This window comes from Mycobacterium sp. SMC-14, from assembly GCF_046250075.1.
Taxonomy (GTDB): Bacteria; Actinomycetota; Actinomycetes; order Mycobacteriales; family Mycobacteriaceae; genus Mycobacterium.
In genome coordinates, this window is record NZ_CP176429.1 from 4,410,355 (window position 1) to 4,426,897 (window position 16,543).

10 protein-coding genes are annotated in these 16,543 nt (G+C 65.5%); 5 read left to right on the forward strand and 5 right to left on the reverse strand.

The window, feature by feature from the left end:
- Positions 1-472: 472 nt before the first annotated feature.
- The 5 genes from ACKY0W_RS20900 to ACKY0W_RS20920 all read right to left on the reverse strand — a co-directional run bounded on the left by ACKY0W_RS20900 (position 473) and on the right by ACKY0W_RS20920 (position 11,103).
- Positions 473-2,878 carry a hypothetical protein gene (locus ACKY0W_RS20900; RefSeq protein ID WP_409435629.1) on the reverse strand — a complete coding sequence of 802 codons (2,406 nt, stop codon included), beginning with the start codon at positions 2,876-2,878 and terminating at the stop codon, positions 473-475.
- Between the two features lie 40 nt (positions 2,879-2,918).
- Complete coding sequence (locus ACKY0W_RS20905; RefSeq protein ID WP_409435630.1) at positions 2,919-5,222, reverse strand: hypothetical protein; 2,304 nt, start codon at positions 5,220-5,222, stop codon at positions 2,919-2,921.
- A 429-nt stretch (positions 5,223-5,651) separates the two neighbouring features.
- Positions 5,652-7,541 carry a fatty acyl-AMP ligase gene (locus tag ACKY0W_RS20910; protein ID WP_409435631.1) on the reverse strand — a complete coding sequence of 630 codons (1,890 nt, stop codon included), beginning with the start codon at positions 7,539-7,541 and terminating at the stop codon, positions 5,652-5,654.
- A gap of 389 nt (positions 7,542-7,930) precedes the next feature.
- Positions 7,931-9,394 (reverse strand): PE-PPE domain-containing protein, encoded by a 1,464-nt coding sequence (locus tag ACKY0W_RS20915; protein WP_409435632.1) that lies wholly within the window; start codon positions 9,392-9,394, stop codon positions 7,931-7,933.
- Between the two features lie 512 nt (positions 9,395-9,906).
- Positions 9,907-11,103 (reverse strand): cysteine desulfurase-like protein, encoded by a 1,197-nt coding sequence (locus ACKY0W_RS20920; protein ID WP_409435633.1) that lies wholly within the window; start codon positions 11,101-11,103, stop codon positions 9,907-9,909.
- Between the two features lie 106 nt (positions 11,104-11,209).
- Between ACKY0W_RS20920 and ACKY0W_RS20925 the strand changes: the two genes are divergently transcribed.
- The 5 genes from ACKY0W_RS20925 to ACKY0W_RS20945 are packed head-to-tail and all read left to right on the forward strand — an operon-like array spanning position 11,210 to position 16,283.
- The gene (locus tag ACKY0W_RS20925) at positions 11,210-13,162 is read left to right on the forward strand and encodes a DUF6541 family protein (protein ID WP_409435634.1); all 1,953 of its coding nucleotides are present in this window, start codon (positions 11,210-11,212) and stop codon (positions 13,160-13,162) included.
- Entirely contained in the window at positions 13,159-13,710 is a 552-nt protein-coding gene (locus ACKY0W_RS20930) for a bacterial proteasome activator family protein (RefSeq protein ID WP_409435635.1), read from the forward strand. Before ACKY0W_RS20925 ends, ACKY0W_RS20930 begins: the two co-directional genes overlap by 4 nt.
- Positions 13,711-13,729: 19 nt before the next feature.
- Entirely contained in the window at positions 13,730-14,539 is an 810-nt protein-coding gene (locus ACKY0W_RS20935) for an ABC transporter ATP-binding protein (RefSeq protein WP_409435636.1), read from the forward strand.
- Complete coding sequence (locus ACKY0W_RS20940; RefSeq protein ID WP_409435637.1) at positions 14,536-15,456, forward strand: glycosyltransferase; 921 nt, start codon at positions 14,536-14,538, stop codon at positions 15,454-15,456. Before ACKY0W_RS20935 ends, ACKY0W_RS20940 begins: the two co-directional genes overlap by 4 nt.
- Positions 15,453-16,283, forward strand: coding sequence for an ABC transporter permease (locus ACKY0W_RS20945; protein WP_024443606.1), 831 nt, complete (start codon positions 15,453-15,455; stop codon positions 16,281-16,283). The genes ACKY0W_RS20940 and ACKY0W_RS20945 overlap by 4 nt, the downstream gene beginning before the upstream one ends.
- Positions 16,284-16,543: the final 260 nt, after the last annotated feature.

Here is a 16,543-nt window from a genome sequence, read left to right on the forward strand (position 1 = left end):
GAACTGTTGATCCACGCCTGACCCAAGTCATGCCACGGGTCATAGAACAACGACCCAAACCAATCATCAGCAGCCGCCGACCCCGGCACACCCGCCAACGACGCATCAAACGACAAACCAACATTGCTCAGCAACGGCTCCCACGAAGCCTGATCAAACAACGTCTCCCACGACGACGCCTGACTCAAATCACCAAGAGCCCCAGCCAAATCCGCGCCAACCAGATCAACAACCCAATCCAGCTCATCAGCATGCGCAACAGGCGCCCCAGACAACGGCGACAACCCAAACGCCAAAAACGCCCCAACCGCACTACCGGCACCCAACAGACGGCGGCCACGCCGACGTGAGTGACCGTTGCCCGAAGCGTTACGTCCTACTGCCATTTGGGTTTTCCTATCTGTGTGGCCCACAGTTGTGCTCGCTTTGTCTGTCATGAAGTTTGGATTTGGTGGCTTACCGCTCAGCAGGTTCAGCCGTAGAAGCCCAACGCCGCGGCGATCTGGTTCGGAATGTCGTTGAGCCACTGCGAGGCCACCCCGAAGAAGTCGCCGTTGATGCCCAGCAGGCCCTGGTCGGACAGCCCCAGCCCGTCGATCAGGCCGTTGATGTCGAGGCTGCCCAGGCCGAGGTCGGTGAGCAGCGAGTTGATCGTGCCGTCGAGGCCGAGGTTGGCGACGATGGTGTCCAGGTCGAAGGTGTCCAGGCCGATCCAGCCGAGGAAGGTGCCCAGCGTGGGGTCGCCGAGCACACTGGTCATCAAGTCGGTGATGAACTGGTCCAAGTGCACCTCGTCCAGGCCCAGGCCATTGAGGATGCTGTCGATCGAAACACCGCCCAACAGGCTGTTGATGAACTCGTCGAGGCTCTGGTCGTTCAGGCCCAAGCCGTTGAGAATGCCGGCGATCGAGATGCTGCTCAACCCGAGGCGGTCGATGAACATATCGATGTCGATGTTGTTCAGGCCCAGGTTGTTGAAAATCGACTGGATGTAGATGTCGTTCAAGCCGAGACTGTCGATCAGGCCGGATAGGCTGACGCTACCCATGCCCCAGTCCTCGAACAGGGAGAGCAGTGTGGTGTCGGTCAGCCCCAGTCCGGCGACGGCGCTCTCCATGAGCTCCGTCAGGGTCGGGTCGAAGCCCCAGGCGAGGAAGAACTGCTCCAGAGTGACGTTGCCGGTCATATTGCCCAGGCCGTCGAACAACGCCTCCAGCGTGTAGTTACCGAGGCCCATGGCGTCAAGACCTTGGAAAATGGTGACGTCGTACAGGTGCATGTTCTCGAGAACCTGGCCAACGGTGTTGGTGCCCATCACCGCGCCGAGAGTCGGGTTGCCGGCCTTCTCGAGGAGGGCGGCCTGATCCGGGGCGAGCACGCCCAACGGTGTCTCGGCCAGGTTCGCGTAACCCGGCTCGGGGCTGGGAAGCGTGTACATCAAGTCCACGAGCACAACGTCGGTCACCGGGGTGGTGGGGTCGTAACCCATGGTGTTCTCGCCGATCGGCATCATCTCCATGAGATCGCCGAGGGTCTGACTGCCGAAGGGGCCCATCAGATCGCCCAAGGTGGCGCCGGGCGGGAACATGGAGAGCATCATTTCCATCAGCGGGGTGCTGCCGGTGATGTCCGGTCCGAGGAACCCCTCGTTGAGCAGGTCGACCAGCGTCTGGTCGCCGTATTCGCCCAACATTCCGGCGAGCGCGCCGATGGTGATGGTGCCGAGGCCCATCTGCTCGAAGAACTCGGTCAGTGGGGGGTCGCCCAGCGAATCGGTCAGCAATCCGCCGATCGTCCAGGTCGGGTCGATCAGGCTGGCCAGGGACTCGTTGCCCGTAGCGCCCAGCAGATCCTTGATCAGTCCACCGACGGTGGCATCGTCGCCGCCGACGAAGCTCAGGATGAGCTCGGACAGGCTGGGGTTGCCGATATCGGTCTGGTTGAGCAGTGCGATCAGCAGGCTGGCGACCGAGTCGCCGGGCTCGATTCCACCAAGACTCTCCAACAGCTCAGCGATGGTGGGGTTGCCGATACCGGCCTCGTTGAAGACGCCGATCAGCAGTTCGGAGAGCGATTGGGTGCCGATACCCATGTCGTTGAGCAGGTCGACCGGCGTCATGTGGCCAAAGCCGAGCCCGTCGAGCAGGTCGATGATCAGCGTTTCCAGCGGAACATCGCCGATACCGGCCTGCGACAGCAGCTGTGTGATGGTGGTGTCGCCCATGCCGGACAACTCGACCACGTCGCCGATATTGAAGTTGGCGTCGATCGGCTGTCCGGGGGTCAAGAGACCGTTGAACAACGGGAAATAGGCGCCCCCGAAGGAGGCTCCGGTGCTGCCGTTGAGGAACGCGTCCAACAGCGTGGCCGGCGCACCGATCAGCGCCGAGAACGCCCTCATCGGGTCGGTGAAGAGGTTACCGAAGATCTCGTCCATGACCTGCTGGAACGCGTTGCCCATCGTCACCCACGGGCCGATGCCCGCAAGCAGGGAAGCCGCCCACGTCGGCAGCTGCAGGTCGATCTCCGCTGGGAACGGGAAGATCTGGACACCGACGGTGGGCATCGCGTTGGTGAAGATGTTGATGACATCCGGGATGCCGTTGATCGCCTCTTGCGGGTTTGTGATGATGTGCTGCAGCAGACCCCACATGTCCACGGAGTTCTGGTTCAGCGCCTGCAGGCTCGCGATGGTGTGCTCGAACAGGTCGGTATAGGGCGAGAAGAAGCCCGACGTGAGCGCGACGCCGCGCTGCTCGACCATCGCGAGCTGGTGCTGCAGCTGCGGCAGGTTCGAGGCCACGGGGGGAGCCGCGACCAGGCCCACCCCGACAACAGCCAGGCCGGTGGTGACGTACGGACGAAGTGTTTGCTGCATGACGCCCTCCCGGACGGAAGTTCCGAAGTTTTCCTGTCGCTTAGCCACCGAGCACCGCCGTGATCTGGTCCCCTAGACCGTCAAGCCAGTAGGACATGGAGCCCCAGAACTCGCTGATCTGCGCGTTGATCACGGTCATATCGCCGAGGCCCATGGAAGTCAGAAGCTCGTCGACGGTCTGGGTGCCGAAGTCGCCGAGCAGCGCGCTGACCGTCGAGGTCCCGAACAGCGAGTCGATCAGCTCGTTGAGCGTCTGATCGCCCAGGCCCAGGGCCAGCATCTGGTCGGCGATGGTGGTGATGCCGAAGAACTGGTCGAACAGGTCGCTGAGCGACTGGCCGCCGAGGCCGAAGTCGTTGAGCATGTCGTTGAGGGTCTGCGGGCCCAGCGCCTGACGGATGATGTCGTCGAGGTGCATGCTGCCCAGTCCGCCGTCGTCCAGTGCGTTAGCGACGGTTTGGTCACCGAAGGTCTGGGTGAGCAGCTCACTCATGGTCTGGTCGCCCAGACCCGACGCGCTGAGCATGTCGATGATGGTCTGGTCGGCGGGCACCAGCTGGTTGATCAGGTCCGCAAGCGTGGTGTTGCCCATGACGCCGAGCAGCTCGGAGAGCGGCTGGTCGGGCATACCGGCCAGCACCAGGTCGGTCAGGGTCTGATCGGCCATGCCCGACTGTTCGAGCATCTGGCCCAGGGTCATCGCGAAGTTCGTCTGGATCATCTCGGCGATGGTCATATCGCCGGTGGGGCCGAGCATCGAAATCAGCGGGTCGTTCAGCTGGTCGCCCAAGAAGGTGGCGATGGTGGTACCCGCCAGGGAGTCGGACAGCAGGGCGTCACCACCCTTGTCCAGCGGGGTCATGCCGGTGGCGACGAGCATGTCGTTGATCGTCAGGTTGCCGGTGATGTAGGACAGGTTGCCCAGAATCGTGCCCAGCGACAGGTTGGTGATGCCCAGCAGGTCGGTGATGTCCCCGACCGTCACAGTGCCGAAGCCGGCGTAACCCATGATGTCGGCCACCGTGGCGTTGCCGGAGGGGCCGAGGATGCTCACGATCAGCTGGGACATGTCCGCGTCGGCAAGGCCGGCCTGGCTGAGCAGGTCCATCATCGTCTGGTTGCCCAGGCCCAGTCCGCCGAGCAGCGAGGTGATGAACTCGTGGGTGGTCTGGGCGCCGAGGCCCGTGGCGTCGAGCAGGTCCGCCGGGGTTTGACCGCCCAGACCCAGCGCTTCCACCGCTGTCTGCAGCAGTCCGTTGAGCGTCAGGTCGCCGGCGCCGATGTCACCGAGGAGCTCGTTTACCGTCGGGTCTCCGATGCCCAGCGCGTTGAGCACGTCCATGCCCAAGTCGGCCAGTTTGAGGTCGGCCAAGCCGACGTCGCCTGCGATGTCGACGACCGTCGGGTTGTCGAAGCCCAGGGCATGGGTGAAGTCGATCGCAAGGTCGGCGACCTGAACGTTGCCGATACCCAGCTGGTCCATGAGCTCGGCGATGGTGGGGTTGCCGATGCCCACCGCGTCGAAGACGGTGCTCAGCACGCTGGAGACCTCAAGGCTGCCCAGGCCGAGGGCGTTGATGACGTCGACCGGGGTGTCGTCGCCCATGCCGAGGCTGTCCAGCAGGCCGGTCAACATGCCCGCCACCTGCATCGTGCCGATGCCGGTCTGGTCGAGCAGGCTGGCGATGGTCTGGTTGCCGATATTGAGGTTGTTGGCCAGCTCCTCGGCCGTCTGGTCGATGATCAGGTTCTGACCCGGGACCAGGAGGCCGTTGAAGACCGGGATGCTGATGCCGGCCACGTCGATGGTGCTGGTGCCGTTCAGCCAGGCGTCGAGGAGGCGCGGGACCGCGGTGAAGATCGCCGCGAACGGGTCCAGCGGGTCATTGGGGTTGAAGATCTCGTTGAGAATGTCCTGCATCGCGTCGTTGACCGTGACCAGCGGGCCGATGAGACCCATCCCGATGGTCAGGATCGGCGAGAGCAGAACCATGAGCGGGTCGGAGCCACTGATCGAGGGCATGACGCTGGTCAGGAAGTCGAAGACCTCCGGCAGCCGCGACAGCGAGCTCGGGTCGCTGAAGACCTGCTCGAGCAGGTTGATCCACCCGTTGTCAGATCCCATCGCCACCAGGTTGGTGGCGGTGTTGTTGAACAGGTCCTGCCACGGCCCGAAGAAATCGGCCGTGAGTTTCACAGGATGGTGCTGGACCAACTCATAGGACTGGCGAGGCTCAACCTGGGGCCGCAGCACCGCCGCGGGAACGGCCCCGTTGACCGCGATCAACGCGGCACCCGCGATCGCGACACCGGGGGTGACGTACGGGCGAAGCGCGAGCTGCATCATGCTCTCCTACGGACACTGACTACGGACGTTGCTTAAACTTACATGAGTTTTCCGCTTTGTCGAACCGTAATTTTTATAAGGAAAACAGTCGTAAAAACCCTGGTTGATTGCACGTGAGGCGATATATGTCCATCAGGCGGGACGGACGTATCCCCATGTCACCGTGGTGTGCACCCAGGCGCCATGCAGGATTCTTGGGTTTTGTTAATGATTATTCTGCGGGTGTGGTGACGCTGAGGTAGGGACGTTTTGTCGGGGGTGGCGCGGCCGGCAGAGCCCGAGCGGCTACCGGGAAACTCGACACCCGGGCGAGACTCCGGCCCACTGTCAGAACAAGCAGCGGGCGCCGGGTAGTCGAACCTGGTCCTGCGGGGCCAGCGCCGTCAAGGCAGCCAGGCACAACGGCAGTCCCAGCGGGCCTTGAAGTCAGGCCCGGTCCGGCCCGTCCTGCGGTCTCTGGTCGTGCGCCAAAGCCGACGCGACCATCCGCCCCAGTCCGGCCAACAGCGCACCCTTGAGCCCGGGCGCTCCTTTACTCGGCCGCGGTTGCGCCCACTCCGCCAGCACGGTCAGTTCACCGGCGACGTACTGGTCGCGGCACGCACCGCGCTGAATCTTGCCGCTGGTGGTGGTCGGTATCCGCATCGGTTTGAGCAGCACGACGGCCTGTGCGTCGATTCCGTGGTGGGTGCGGATAGCCGCCCGAATGGCTTCGATCAGGTCTTTCGGATCGACCCCGACCGCCTCGTGGTGGTGCACCTCCTGCACCACCACCAGGTATTCGGGGGCGTACCGCTCGGTCGGCAACTGGAACACCGCGCCACGGCTGGGCATCAGCGCCGGGTGGCATGCCTGCACCGTCAGCTCGATGTCATTGGGGTAGTGACTATAGCCACCGATCGTCATCAGGTCCTTACACCGGCCGGTGACGTACAGTTCGCCGTCGGCGAAGAATCCCAGGTCGCCACTGCGCAGGTAGGGGCCCTCGCCGGTGTCAGCCAGGTGCGCCGCAAAGGCGTGCTCGGTCTCTTCGGGACGTCCCCAGTAGCCCACGCCCACGCTCGGCCCGGACACCCAGATCTCGCCCACTTCCTCAGGAGCGCGAAGTACCCGCGTCTCGGCATCGACGATTCGGACGTCCAGGAGCTCAGACTTCTTGCCGCAGCCCACCAGCGGCAGCGCGGTCTCCGGCTTGGCGACGTCGGCTGCCACCTCGACGACTCGATCCTCGGTGAGCGCGGTCCGGTCGAAGTGCCGGACCACCGGCAGCGCCGACTCGGACATGCCCGTCACGCCCAGGGTCGCCTCGGCCAGCCCATAGGCCGGAATGAACGCCTCCGGCCGAAAGCCGGCGGGTGCGAATGCGTCGGTAAAGGACTGCAGAGTCTCAGAACTGATCGGCCCGGCGCCGACCACGGCGATCGACAGGCTCGACAGGTCAAGGGCGGCGCGCTGCTCCGCAGTGCTGCGTTTGACGCAGGCCTCGTAGGCGAAGTTGGGGGCGGCGGTGATGGTGGCCTGGTAGCGGGAGATCGCTTGCATCCACCGGAGTGGGCGCATCAGGAAGGCACTCGGCGCCATCAGCACGGTGGTGCGGCCGCCATAAATGGTGCCGAGGATGCCCCCCACGAAGCCCATGTCGTGGTACTGCGGCAGCCAGGACACCCCGCTGATCGGGCTGTTCATCACTGGTGCGTCATCCGGCGGATTGAGCGCCCACCGCATTATCTCCAGATTGCTGAGGTAGTTGCGGTGAGTCAGCACGCAACCCTTCGGCACCCCGGTGGAGCCCGAGGTGTACTGGATCATGGCGAGGCTGTCGGCACGGACGCTCTGCGGCTCCCAGGCCGCCCCGTCACCAGAGGCCTCATCCATGGCCAGCCAGGTCAGCTTCGGCCCAGCGCTGAGGCCGTCCACCGCAGACTTCATCTTGGCCTGGGTTTTGGCCGTAGCCAGCGCGAAGCGCGCATCCGCTTCGGGCACGACGGTCTCGATCCGCCGGATAGGCCAGTGCTCGTCGACCGGTATCGCGACAGCGCCGGCATAGAAACAGCCGAACAGCCCGGCGATGCTGTCCACGCCCGGGCGGCAGAGCACCAGCACACGCTCACCGGCGGCACCGTGAAGCTGCAAGTTCGCCGCGATCGAGCGGGCACGCCGGTCCAGGTCGCGGTAGGTGACCCGGTCCTCTTCGATATCGCCCTCTGGGCAGAAGATGAACGCGGGCGTGTCCTGAAAACGCGCAGCCTGCTGCTGCATCAGGTCAACCAAGGTGTCCAGAGCCAAAGGGGCCAGGGAACTTGTCAGTTCTGCCATCGTCTGATCTGCCTTCAAAGTACGTCGGTAATCGCCCACAGCGTAGCGGCGATCGCAAGCGCGGCGGAGCCGGGCGAAGCGGATCGACGCCATCAAGCCAGCGGCGATCGCAAGCGCGGCGGAGCCGGGCGAAGCGGATCGACGCCATCAAGCCAGCGGCGATCGCAAGCGCGGCGGAGCCGGGCGAAGCGGATCGACGCCATCAAGCCAGCGGCGATCCCGAACCACAGGGACTAACGCCCGCCTCCGAGCGACAACACCTGTTAGCTCACGCGCCTTACCCTGTAGGCCGCAGCAGCCACGACTCGACATAACGACTGTTGTCGCTGACCTCGCCCCCTGTTACCGGCGGGGCGAATGAGATCGCCCCGGCCCAGGGCGTCGCGGATCTAGAAGAGGTCGTCGAAGATGTCCTGAATGCTGTTCGAGGCCTGGGCCAGCACCATGAACTCGATGCCGGCCGCCAACGTCGTCAGGCCCGCGCCGGCTGCCAGCGGCATGCCGATCGCGTTCAGCAGGTCACCCTCTTCCAAGTAGTGCGTGAAGAGGCTCAGGCCGAACGCCGGAAGCGAGGTCGTCAGCGCGTTGAGGATGTCTGCGGTCGGCAGCAGCGTCTGGTAGGCCAGCGACGCTGCGCCACTGAAGGCGTTGACGACCTCGAGGAACGACGGCAGGTCCGCCAAGTCGAAGGAACCCGTTCCCGCCGACTCGCCCACCGGCAACGCCCAGTTCGCCGGGTCCGAGAGCTGGTCGATGGCGTCGTGAATCCCCGTTTGGACTCCATCGACCAGCGCCTGCCAGATGATGCCCAGGTCGTCGGAGTCGAGCTCAGGGAACAGCCCGATCGGTGTCGCGACATCGGCCGGGCCGTCCGACCAGCCGATCGTGGGGTCGGAGCCGTAGCCCAGGTTGACCAGCACCCGCAGGCTGGGAGCGAGCAGGTCGGCCATCGCATCACCGATGAAGGGGATGCCGCGCAGCGGCTCCACCAGCGGCAGGAACTCGGTGGGAATCACGTAGTAGTGGGTGCCGCCGTCATATCCGTCAGACGTCGGCAGTTCGATGGCGTTATCGATCTCGGACTGGTCCAGTTTGAAATACTCACCGTGGACATAGAGGATCCCGAGGAACGCATTGATGTTCGACAGAATGTTCAGCGGATACCGGGGAAAGTCGGCAATGCCGTCGTATTCACCGGTCCAGATGTGGGTGTCGAAACCGGTGTCGGCGGGAGTGGCGCCGGTGAAGGTCAGACCCAGGCTCGGGATGGTCGGCTGGAAGCCCACCGGGACGTCGAAGCGCGACAGCAGCCCGCCGTTGGGGTTGCTGGGGTTGCCGACCATGAAAAACGCCAGCTGATCGGTGTCCGGCTGGAAGCCCAGCGACCCGTTGACGATGTTCTGCATCTCCAGCGACGCAATCGTGGCGCTCTGCGAGACACCACCGACCGCGACATTGCGCCCAGCTTCCAATTCCGCCTTGATGCTGTCGTTGAGAATGGTCACACCCTGCGCCACCGACGGGTCCAGGGGCAGACTCTTGGGCGGGGTGAAAATGGGGTTCAGCCCCTCGGGAGTGAATATTCTCTTCACCCCGTAATCGGCGTAGCCGTTGGTCGCGATGTAGTTATCGAATGCTTTCTGCACCAGGCGCATAGGAGGAATCGGCACACCGCTGCCGCCCATGAGCAAGGCCATGCCGGGGTAGTCCTCGTCGGCCAGCAGCGCGGGCGCTGCCGCCACAGTCTTCAGCCCGGGGGAGACCGGCGACACGATCGGCGCCAAACCCACCAGGGCAGAGCCGGCCAGGATCGTCGGGACCAACGTCAGGGAACAGACCGCACCGTGTCGCACTGAAAAACTCCTTAACCACCCTGACGTCTGGTGTCCGCTCCGACGTCGATTTCGTCCGATAACGAGGAACTATGTGCGGCCTAATGGTCAGTCGCGTCGTTGAGTCTGTCGATATCCTCAGTCAAAGTCAAGCCTCTCTTCCAGATCTGGACGCCGACAAGCAGTCGTGAGCCTCGTCGATGGCCATATACTCACAGCTCATAGCTGCTTTTGCCGCGCAGGAGCCGCCGCAGCGGTTCGCTTAAGATTGCTTAGGCAACTTTCGGTCGACTGCAGAATCGCCCACCAAAGTGGACTCAAAGGGCCGTTTCCGCCGCTCCTGCCGGCGTGGATTCCGTGTCGGATGTGGCATGGCAAGCCGCCCGAAGGCCACTTTGCGCCCCTTGCGGTTGTGTGCGGTGCCGGCAAGCGAAAGCCCTCGGCTAATGCCTAAGAGGCGGGAACACGCGCCCGCGGTCGAGAGCCTTGACGAGAGGCAAAGCGTCGCCGTCGCTGGTCGCGCGGCGGCGGGACTAACCCAGCGATGCCAGCGCCCGAACCAGCTGGTCGACTTCGGCCATCGTCGAGTAGTGGCCCAGCCCGATGGTGACCGCTCCCCCGATGTCATTGACCCCGATCGCATCCAGCACCCGGGATCCGGCATTGGCGATCGCCAGCACGCCGTTGTCGGCCAACCGCTGCACCACTCGCTCGGCCGGCACCTTCTGTACTGCGAAGCTCACCACCGGGATGCGTGCCTCGGGCTGGCCGATCAGCATCACCAGCGGCAGCGACCGCAACGAGCTCAACAGGTACTCGAACAGCCGGTTCAGATACGCCGCGGCGGACTGCATCGATACCGCCAGCCGCTCGCGGCGACTGCCCCGGGCCGACTCGTCCAGCGAAGCCAGGTACTCGACACTTGCCACCAGCCCGGCCAGCAGACCGAACTGGTGCAGACCGACTTCCAGTCGGGCCGGGCCCACGGCGTGCGGGTCCAGCGACACCGACCCGAAGGTGTCGATCAGCGCCGGGTCGCGAAAGACCAACGCACCCACCGGCGGCCCGCCCCAGGAGGCCGCGTTGACGGCCACCACGTCTGCGTCGACCTCGTTGATGTCGAGCAGTTGGTACGGCGCCGTGGCCGAGTGGTCGACGACGGCCACGCCGCCCACATCGTGGACCAGCTTGGTGACCGGCCGAAGATCAGTCACGGTGCCCAGTACCCCCGACCCCGAGGTGAGTGCCACCAGCCGGGTGGACGGGGTGATCAGGTTCTCCCACTGCCAGCTGGGCAGCTCCCCGGTCTCGATGTCGACCTCGGCCCATTTGAGCTTGGCGCCATAGCGGTTGGCGGCTCGCACCCAGGGGGCGATGTTGGCCTCGTCATCGAGACGGGTGACCACTGTCTCGTAGCCCAAGCTCACCCGCGACGACGCGGCATCGGCCAACGCGCTCAACAACACGGCGCGATCAGGACCCAGCACCACCGCAGCGGGATCGGCGCCCACCAGATCGGCCACCGCCTGGCGGGCCGCGACCAACACCGCGGCACTGCGCCGGGCCGCCGGGTGCGGGCCGGCCGCCATCGCCAACGACCCCCGGAAGGCGGTCGACACGGTGGTGGCCACCGAGTCCGGAATCAACATGCCCGAGGGCGAATCGAAATGAACCCATCCGTCACCGAGCGTCGGGTGCAATCCACGCACGCGAGCGACGTCATAGGCCATGCCAGCCACCTTAAAACTTCTCAAGATCGATCGGTGAACGTCTCGGATAACGAGATAGCTCCCCCGCAATACGGAGCCAGGCCACCTTGGCAGACATACTAGTGCAGTGCTTCTTGGCTTCGGAATGGTCGCCGCGCTTTTGCTACTGGTACTTCCGGGCGCGCTCGTAGCGGCCGGCGCCGGCCTGAACTGGCCATTAGCCGTGGCGATAGGACCGGCACTTACCTACGGGGTCGTAGGCCTGGCCATCGTCCCTTTCGGCGCCGCCGGAATCCCTTGGAACGCAACCACTGCAGCGGTCGCACTGGTGGTGGTCGGCGCCGTGGTGGGCGGCTTGTCGCGAGGAATACGGTCTTTGCTGGAGCGCCGTCCCGGCATCCATGTGGCGGCGCCCTCGCTGGCGCTGTGGCCGATACTCACGGTGGCCGCCGGAACGCTACTGGGCGTATTGCTGATCGGCTGGGCCGCGGTGCGGGGAATCCCGGACTGGCAGAGCATTCCCAGCACCTGGGACGCGGTGTGGCACGCCAACACCGTCCGCTTCATCCTCGACACCGGCCAGGCCTCACCGACCCATATGGGCGAGCTGCGCAACGTCGAAACCCACGCCGCGCTCTATTACCCGTCGGCATTCCACGCGCTGACCGCGGTGCTGTGCCAACTGACCGGCGCCGCACCCACCACCGGCTACACCCTGGCCGGCCTGGCCGCCTCGGTGTGGCTGTTCCCCGTCAGCGCCGCGCTGCTCACCTGGAATCTGCTGCAGCGCGTGACGAGCACCGCCGTGACGGCGGTGTCAGCGGGCACCGCTGCCGCGCTGTCGGCGTCCTTCACCGCGCTGCCCTACGTCGAGTTCGGCACCGCCGCCATGCCTAATCTGGTGGCTTACGGACTGGTGGCGCCGGCGTTCGCACTGATCACCGCGGTCCGCACCCTGCGGGACCGGATGTGGGTAGCGGTTCTGGCGCTGCTGGGCGTGTTCTCGGTACACCTGACCGGGGGCGTGGTCACGGTCTTGCTGGTGGCGGCCTGGTGGCTCAGTCCCTGCGATGGCACGCTGTGGAATCCGCTGCGCGGTAAGCGGCGCGACACCCTCGCCCTGGCCGGGGTCCTGATCCCGACCGCGCTGCTGCTGTTGCCGCAACTGCTCAGTGTGCGCAAGCAGGCCGAGATCATCGCCGGGCACGCCTTCCTGACCCACGAAGGACGCAGGTCGGGTTTGCGGGACGCCCTGTTGATGCACACCCGCCACCTCAACGACTTTCCGATCCAATACGCGCTGGTGGCTCTGGCCGCGGCGGGGGCGGCGATGCTGGTGGCCCGCAAGGTGTGGTGGCCGTTGGCGCTGTGGGCGGTGCTGGTGGTTGCAGTGGTGCAGTCGTCGGCTCCGCTCGGCGGCCCGGTGGGCAAGGTGGTGGGCACCTTCACCGACCTGTTCTACAGCGACCCGCGCCGGATCATGGCGGCGATGACGCTGCTGTTGGTTCCGATGGCCGGAGTGGGCCTGGCGGCGCTGGCCGGGCTGATCTGTAAGCCGGCGGGCGCGCGGGTGCGGCCGGTGCTGACCGGGCTGCTGCTGGTGGCGACGACGGTCGGGTTGGCCTGGCACTACCTGCCGCGGCACGCGTTCTTGCTCGGCGACAAGTACGACTCGGTGATGGTCGACTCCCGCGACCTGCAGGCGTACGCGTTCCTGGCCGACCTGCCCGGGGCCCACGACACCGTGATCGGCAACGCCAACGTCGACGGCAGCGCCTGGATGTACGCGGTCGCCGACCTGCACCCGCTGTGGACGCACTATGACTATCCTCAGCAGCAGGGCCCGGGCCCGGAACGGTTCGTCTTCTGGGCCTACGCCGACGACGCAGACACCGATCCGCGGGTAGCGGCCGCGGTGCACGACCTCAATATCCGCTACGTGCTGATCAGCAGCCCGACGGTCCGCGGGTTCACACTGCCCGACGGGCTAGTGTCACTGGAGAAATCGCGGTCGTGGGCCAAGATCTACGACAATGGCGGGGCCAGCATCTACGAATGGCAGGGAGGCGGAGCACAGTGAGCACCAGCGGCAGTAACGGCGCAGACGACTCAGATGGGGTCGAGATCATCAGCGGTGCCGACCCGCGGCTGCTGGCGGCCGGACTCAACAGCTCCACTGAAACCGTCGATGATGACGAGGCGTCGCTGACCGACCTGATCGAACAGCCCGCCAAGGTGATGCGTATCGGCACCATGATCAAGCAACTGCTCGAGGAGGTGCGCGCCGCACCGCTCGATGACGCGAGCCGGGCACGGCTGCGCGAGATCCACTCCGCCAGCATTCGCGAACTCGAGGACGGGCTGGCCCCGGAGCTGCGCGAGGAGCTGGACCGGCTGACCCTGCCGCTGCGCGAGGACGCCACACCGTCGGACGCCGAGCTGCGAATCGCCCAAGCCCAGCTGGTGGGCTGGCTCGAGGGCCTGTTCCACGGCATCCAGACCGCACTGTTCGCCCAGCAGATGGCTGCTCGCGCGCAGCTGGAGCAGATGCGCCACGGCGCACTGCCCCCCGGCGCCGCCGGCGGCGGTCACGCCCAGGGCCACACCGGCTCCGGCCAGTATCTGTAAGCCTGCAAGCGGAATTGCCATGTCTGCCAACGATCCTCGTATCGAAACCCGCGACGCCTGGGTCGAGTTCCCCATCTTCGACGCCAAGGCGCGGTCGCTGAAGAAGGCGTTCCTCGGCAAGGCCGGCGGGGCGATCGGACGCAACAACTCCAACGTGGTGGTGGTCGAGGCGCTGCGTGACATCACCATGTCACTGTCGTTGGGCGACCGGGTCGGCTTGGTCGGGCACAACGGTGCGGGCAAATCCACACTGCTGCGGCTGCTTTCGGGGATCTACGAGCCGACGCGCGGGTCGGCAACGGTAGTCGGGCGGGTGGCGCCGGTGTTCGATCTCGGCGTGGGCATGGACCCGGAGATCTCCGGCTACGAGAACATCATCATCCGCGGACTGTTCCTCGGCCAGACCCGCAAGCAGATGGCCGCCAAGGTCGACGAGATCGCCGAATTCACCGAACTGGGCGACTATCTGGCGATGCCGCTGCGCACCTACTCCACCGGTATGCGGGTGCGGTTGGCGATGGGCGTGGTCACCAGCATCGACCCGGAGATCCTGTTGCTCGATGAGGGCATCGGCGCCGTGGACGCCGAGTTCTTGAAGAAGGCCCAGACCCGGCTCCAGAAGCTGGTGGAGCGATCCGGAATCCTGGTGTTCGCCAGCCACTCCAACGAATTCTTGGCCCGACTGTGCAAGACCGCGATGTGGATCGACCACGGCACCATCCGGATGACCGGTGGGATCGAGGAAGTGGTCGGCGCCTACGAAGGCCCGGATGCCGCCCGGCACGTGCGCGAGGTGCTTGCCGAGACGCAGGCCAGGGATCAGGCGTGACCGACACTGTCTACGCTGTCGTCGTCACCCACCGGCGCCCGGAGCAGCTGGCCGAATCACTGAAGGCGCTGACCGGCCAGACCCGGACACCCGACCACGTGATCGTCGTCGACAACGACTTCTCGTCTGGAGACGCCACGGTGCGTGAGCTGGTAGCGGGGCAACCGGTCCCCTCTACCTACCTCGGGTCGCGGCGAAACCTTGGTGGTGCAGGCGGTTTCGCGCTGGGGATCCTGCACGCCCTGGCCGCCGGCGCGGACTGGGTGTGGCTGGCCGACGACGACGGTCGTCCGGCGGATGCCGGCGTGCTGGCGGCACTGTTGGACTGCGCCACCAAGCATCAGTTGGCCGAGGTGTCCCCGATGGTGTGCAACATCGACGACCCTTCCCGGCTGGCGTTCCCGCTGCGGCGCGGGCTGGTATGGCGTCGCGAGGTTAGTGAATTGCACAGTGGCGCAGCGGGTGAGGATCTGCTGCCGGGGATCGCGTCGCTGTTCAACGGGGCGCTGTTCACCGCCGACGCGCTCGACGCGGTGGGGGTGCCGGATCTGCGACTGTTCATCCGCGGCGACGAGGTAGAGGTGCACCGACGGCTGGTGCGCTCCGGCCTGCCATTCGGGACGTGCCTGACCGCGTCATACCTGCACCCGTGCGGGTCCGAGGAGTTCAAGCCGATCCTGCACGGCCGGATGCACACCCAGTACCCGGACAACGCGACGAAGCGGTATTTCACCTACCGCAACCGCGGCTACCTGATGGCCCAGCCCGGGATGCGGCGGCTGCTGGTCCAGGAGTGGCTGCGGTTCGGCTGGTTCTTCCTGGTGTCGCGCCGCGATCCGGCGGGCTTGATCGAGTGGGTCCGGCTGCGCCGGCTGGGACGTCGAGAGCAGTTCGCCAAACCCGAGGGGCAGCAATGAGTTTCACCGATGTGGCCGCGGAGTCCAAGAGTTTCGCGCGGGCGCGGGCCGATCTGGTGGACGGATTCGGCCGCCGCGAGCTGTGGCTGCACCTGGGCTGGCAGGACATCAAGCAGCGTTACCGGCGCAGTGTGCTGGGTCCGTTCTGGATCACCATCGGCACCGCCACCACCGCGGTGGCGATGGGCGGGCTGTACTCCAAGTTGTTTCACCTCGACCTGTCGGTACACCTGCCGTATGTGACGCTCGGGCTGATCGTGTGGAACCTGTTGAACGCGGCCATCCTCGAGGGCGCCGATGTGTTTGTCGCCAACGAGGGGCTGATCAAGCAGTTGCCGACACCGTTGAGCGTGCACGTCTACCGGCTGGTGTGGCGGCAGATGATCCTGTTCGCGCACAACATCGTCATCTACATACCTATCGCACTGATCTTCCCGAAACCCTGGTCTTGGGCAGATCTTTCAGTGATCCCGGCACTGCTCCTGATCGCACTGAACTGCGTGTGGGTGTCGCTGTGCTTCGGAATTCTGGCCACCCGCTACCGCGACATCGCCCCGCTGCTGTTCTCGGTGGTGCAGCTGCTGTTCTTGATGACGCCGATCATCTGGAACTACGACACCCTGCGCGCCCAGGGGGCGTCGCGGTGGACGGCGGTGGTGGAGTTCAACCCGCTGATGCACTACCTGGACCTGGTACGACTGCCGCTGCTGGGGGCGCATCAGCCGCTGCGGCACTGGGCGGTGGTGTTGGTGCTGACCGTCGTCGGCTGGTCGGTGGCCGCGCTGGTGCTGCGCCAGTACCGGGCGCGGGTCGCGTACTGGGTGTAGCGCATCGTCGCGCCACATTCGCCCCTTGTGCACCTAATGAGGAGCATGTGGGTGTTGCCGGATCGGCTATCGCCGCCGCTATCCGATTCGGCAACACCACATTGCCCTCCGACGGTGCTGAAGTGATGCGTGTGGCCAAGTGTTGCGTAGCTGATCGCGGCGCCGCGGCGCCGCATCGAGGAACTCGGAGTAAGCCGGGTCAACAGATCCCACCGCGGTGAACGGAAAGGCCCCGACCCTGGGCCGCCAGAGGCGGCCAG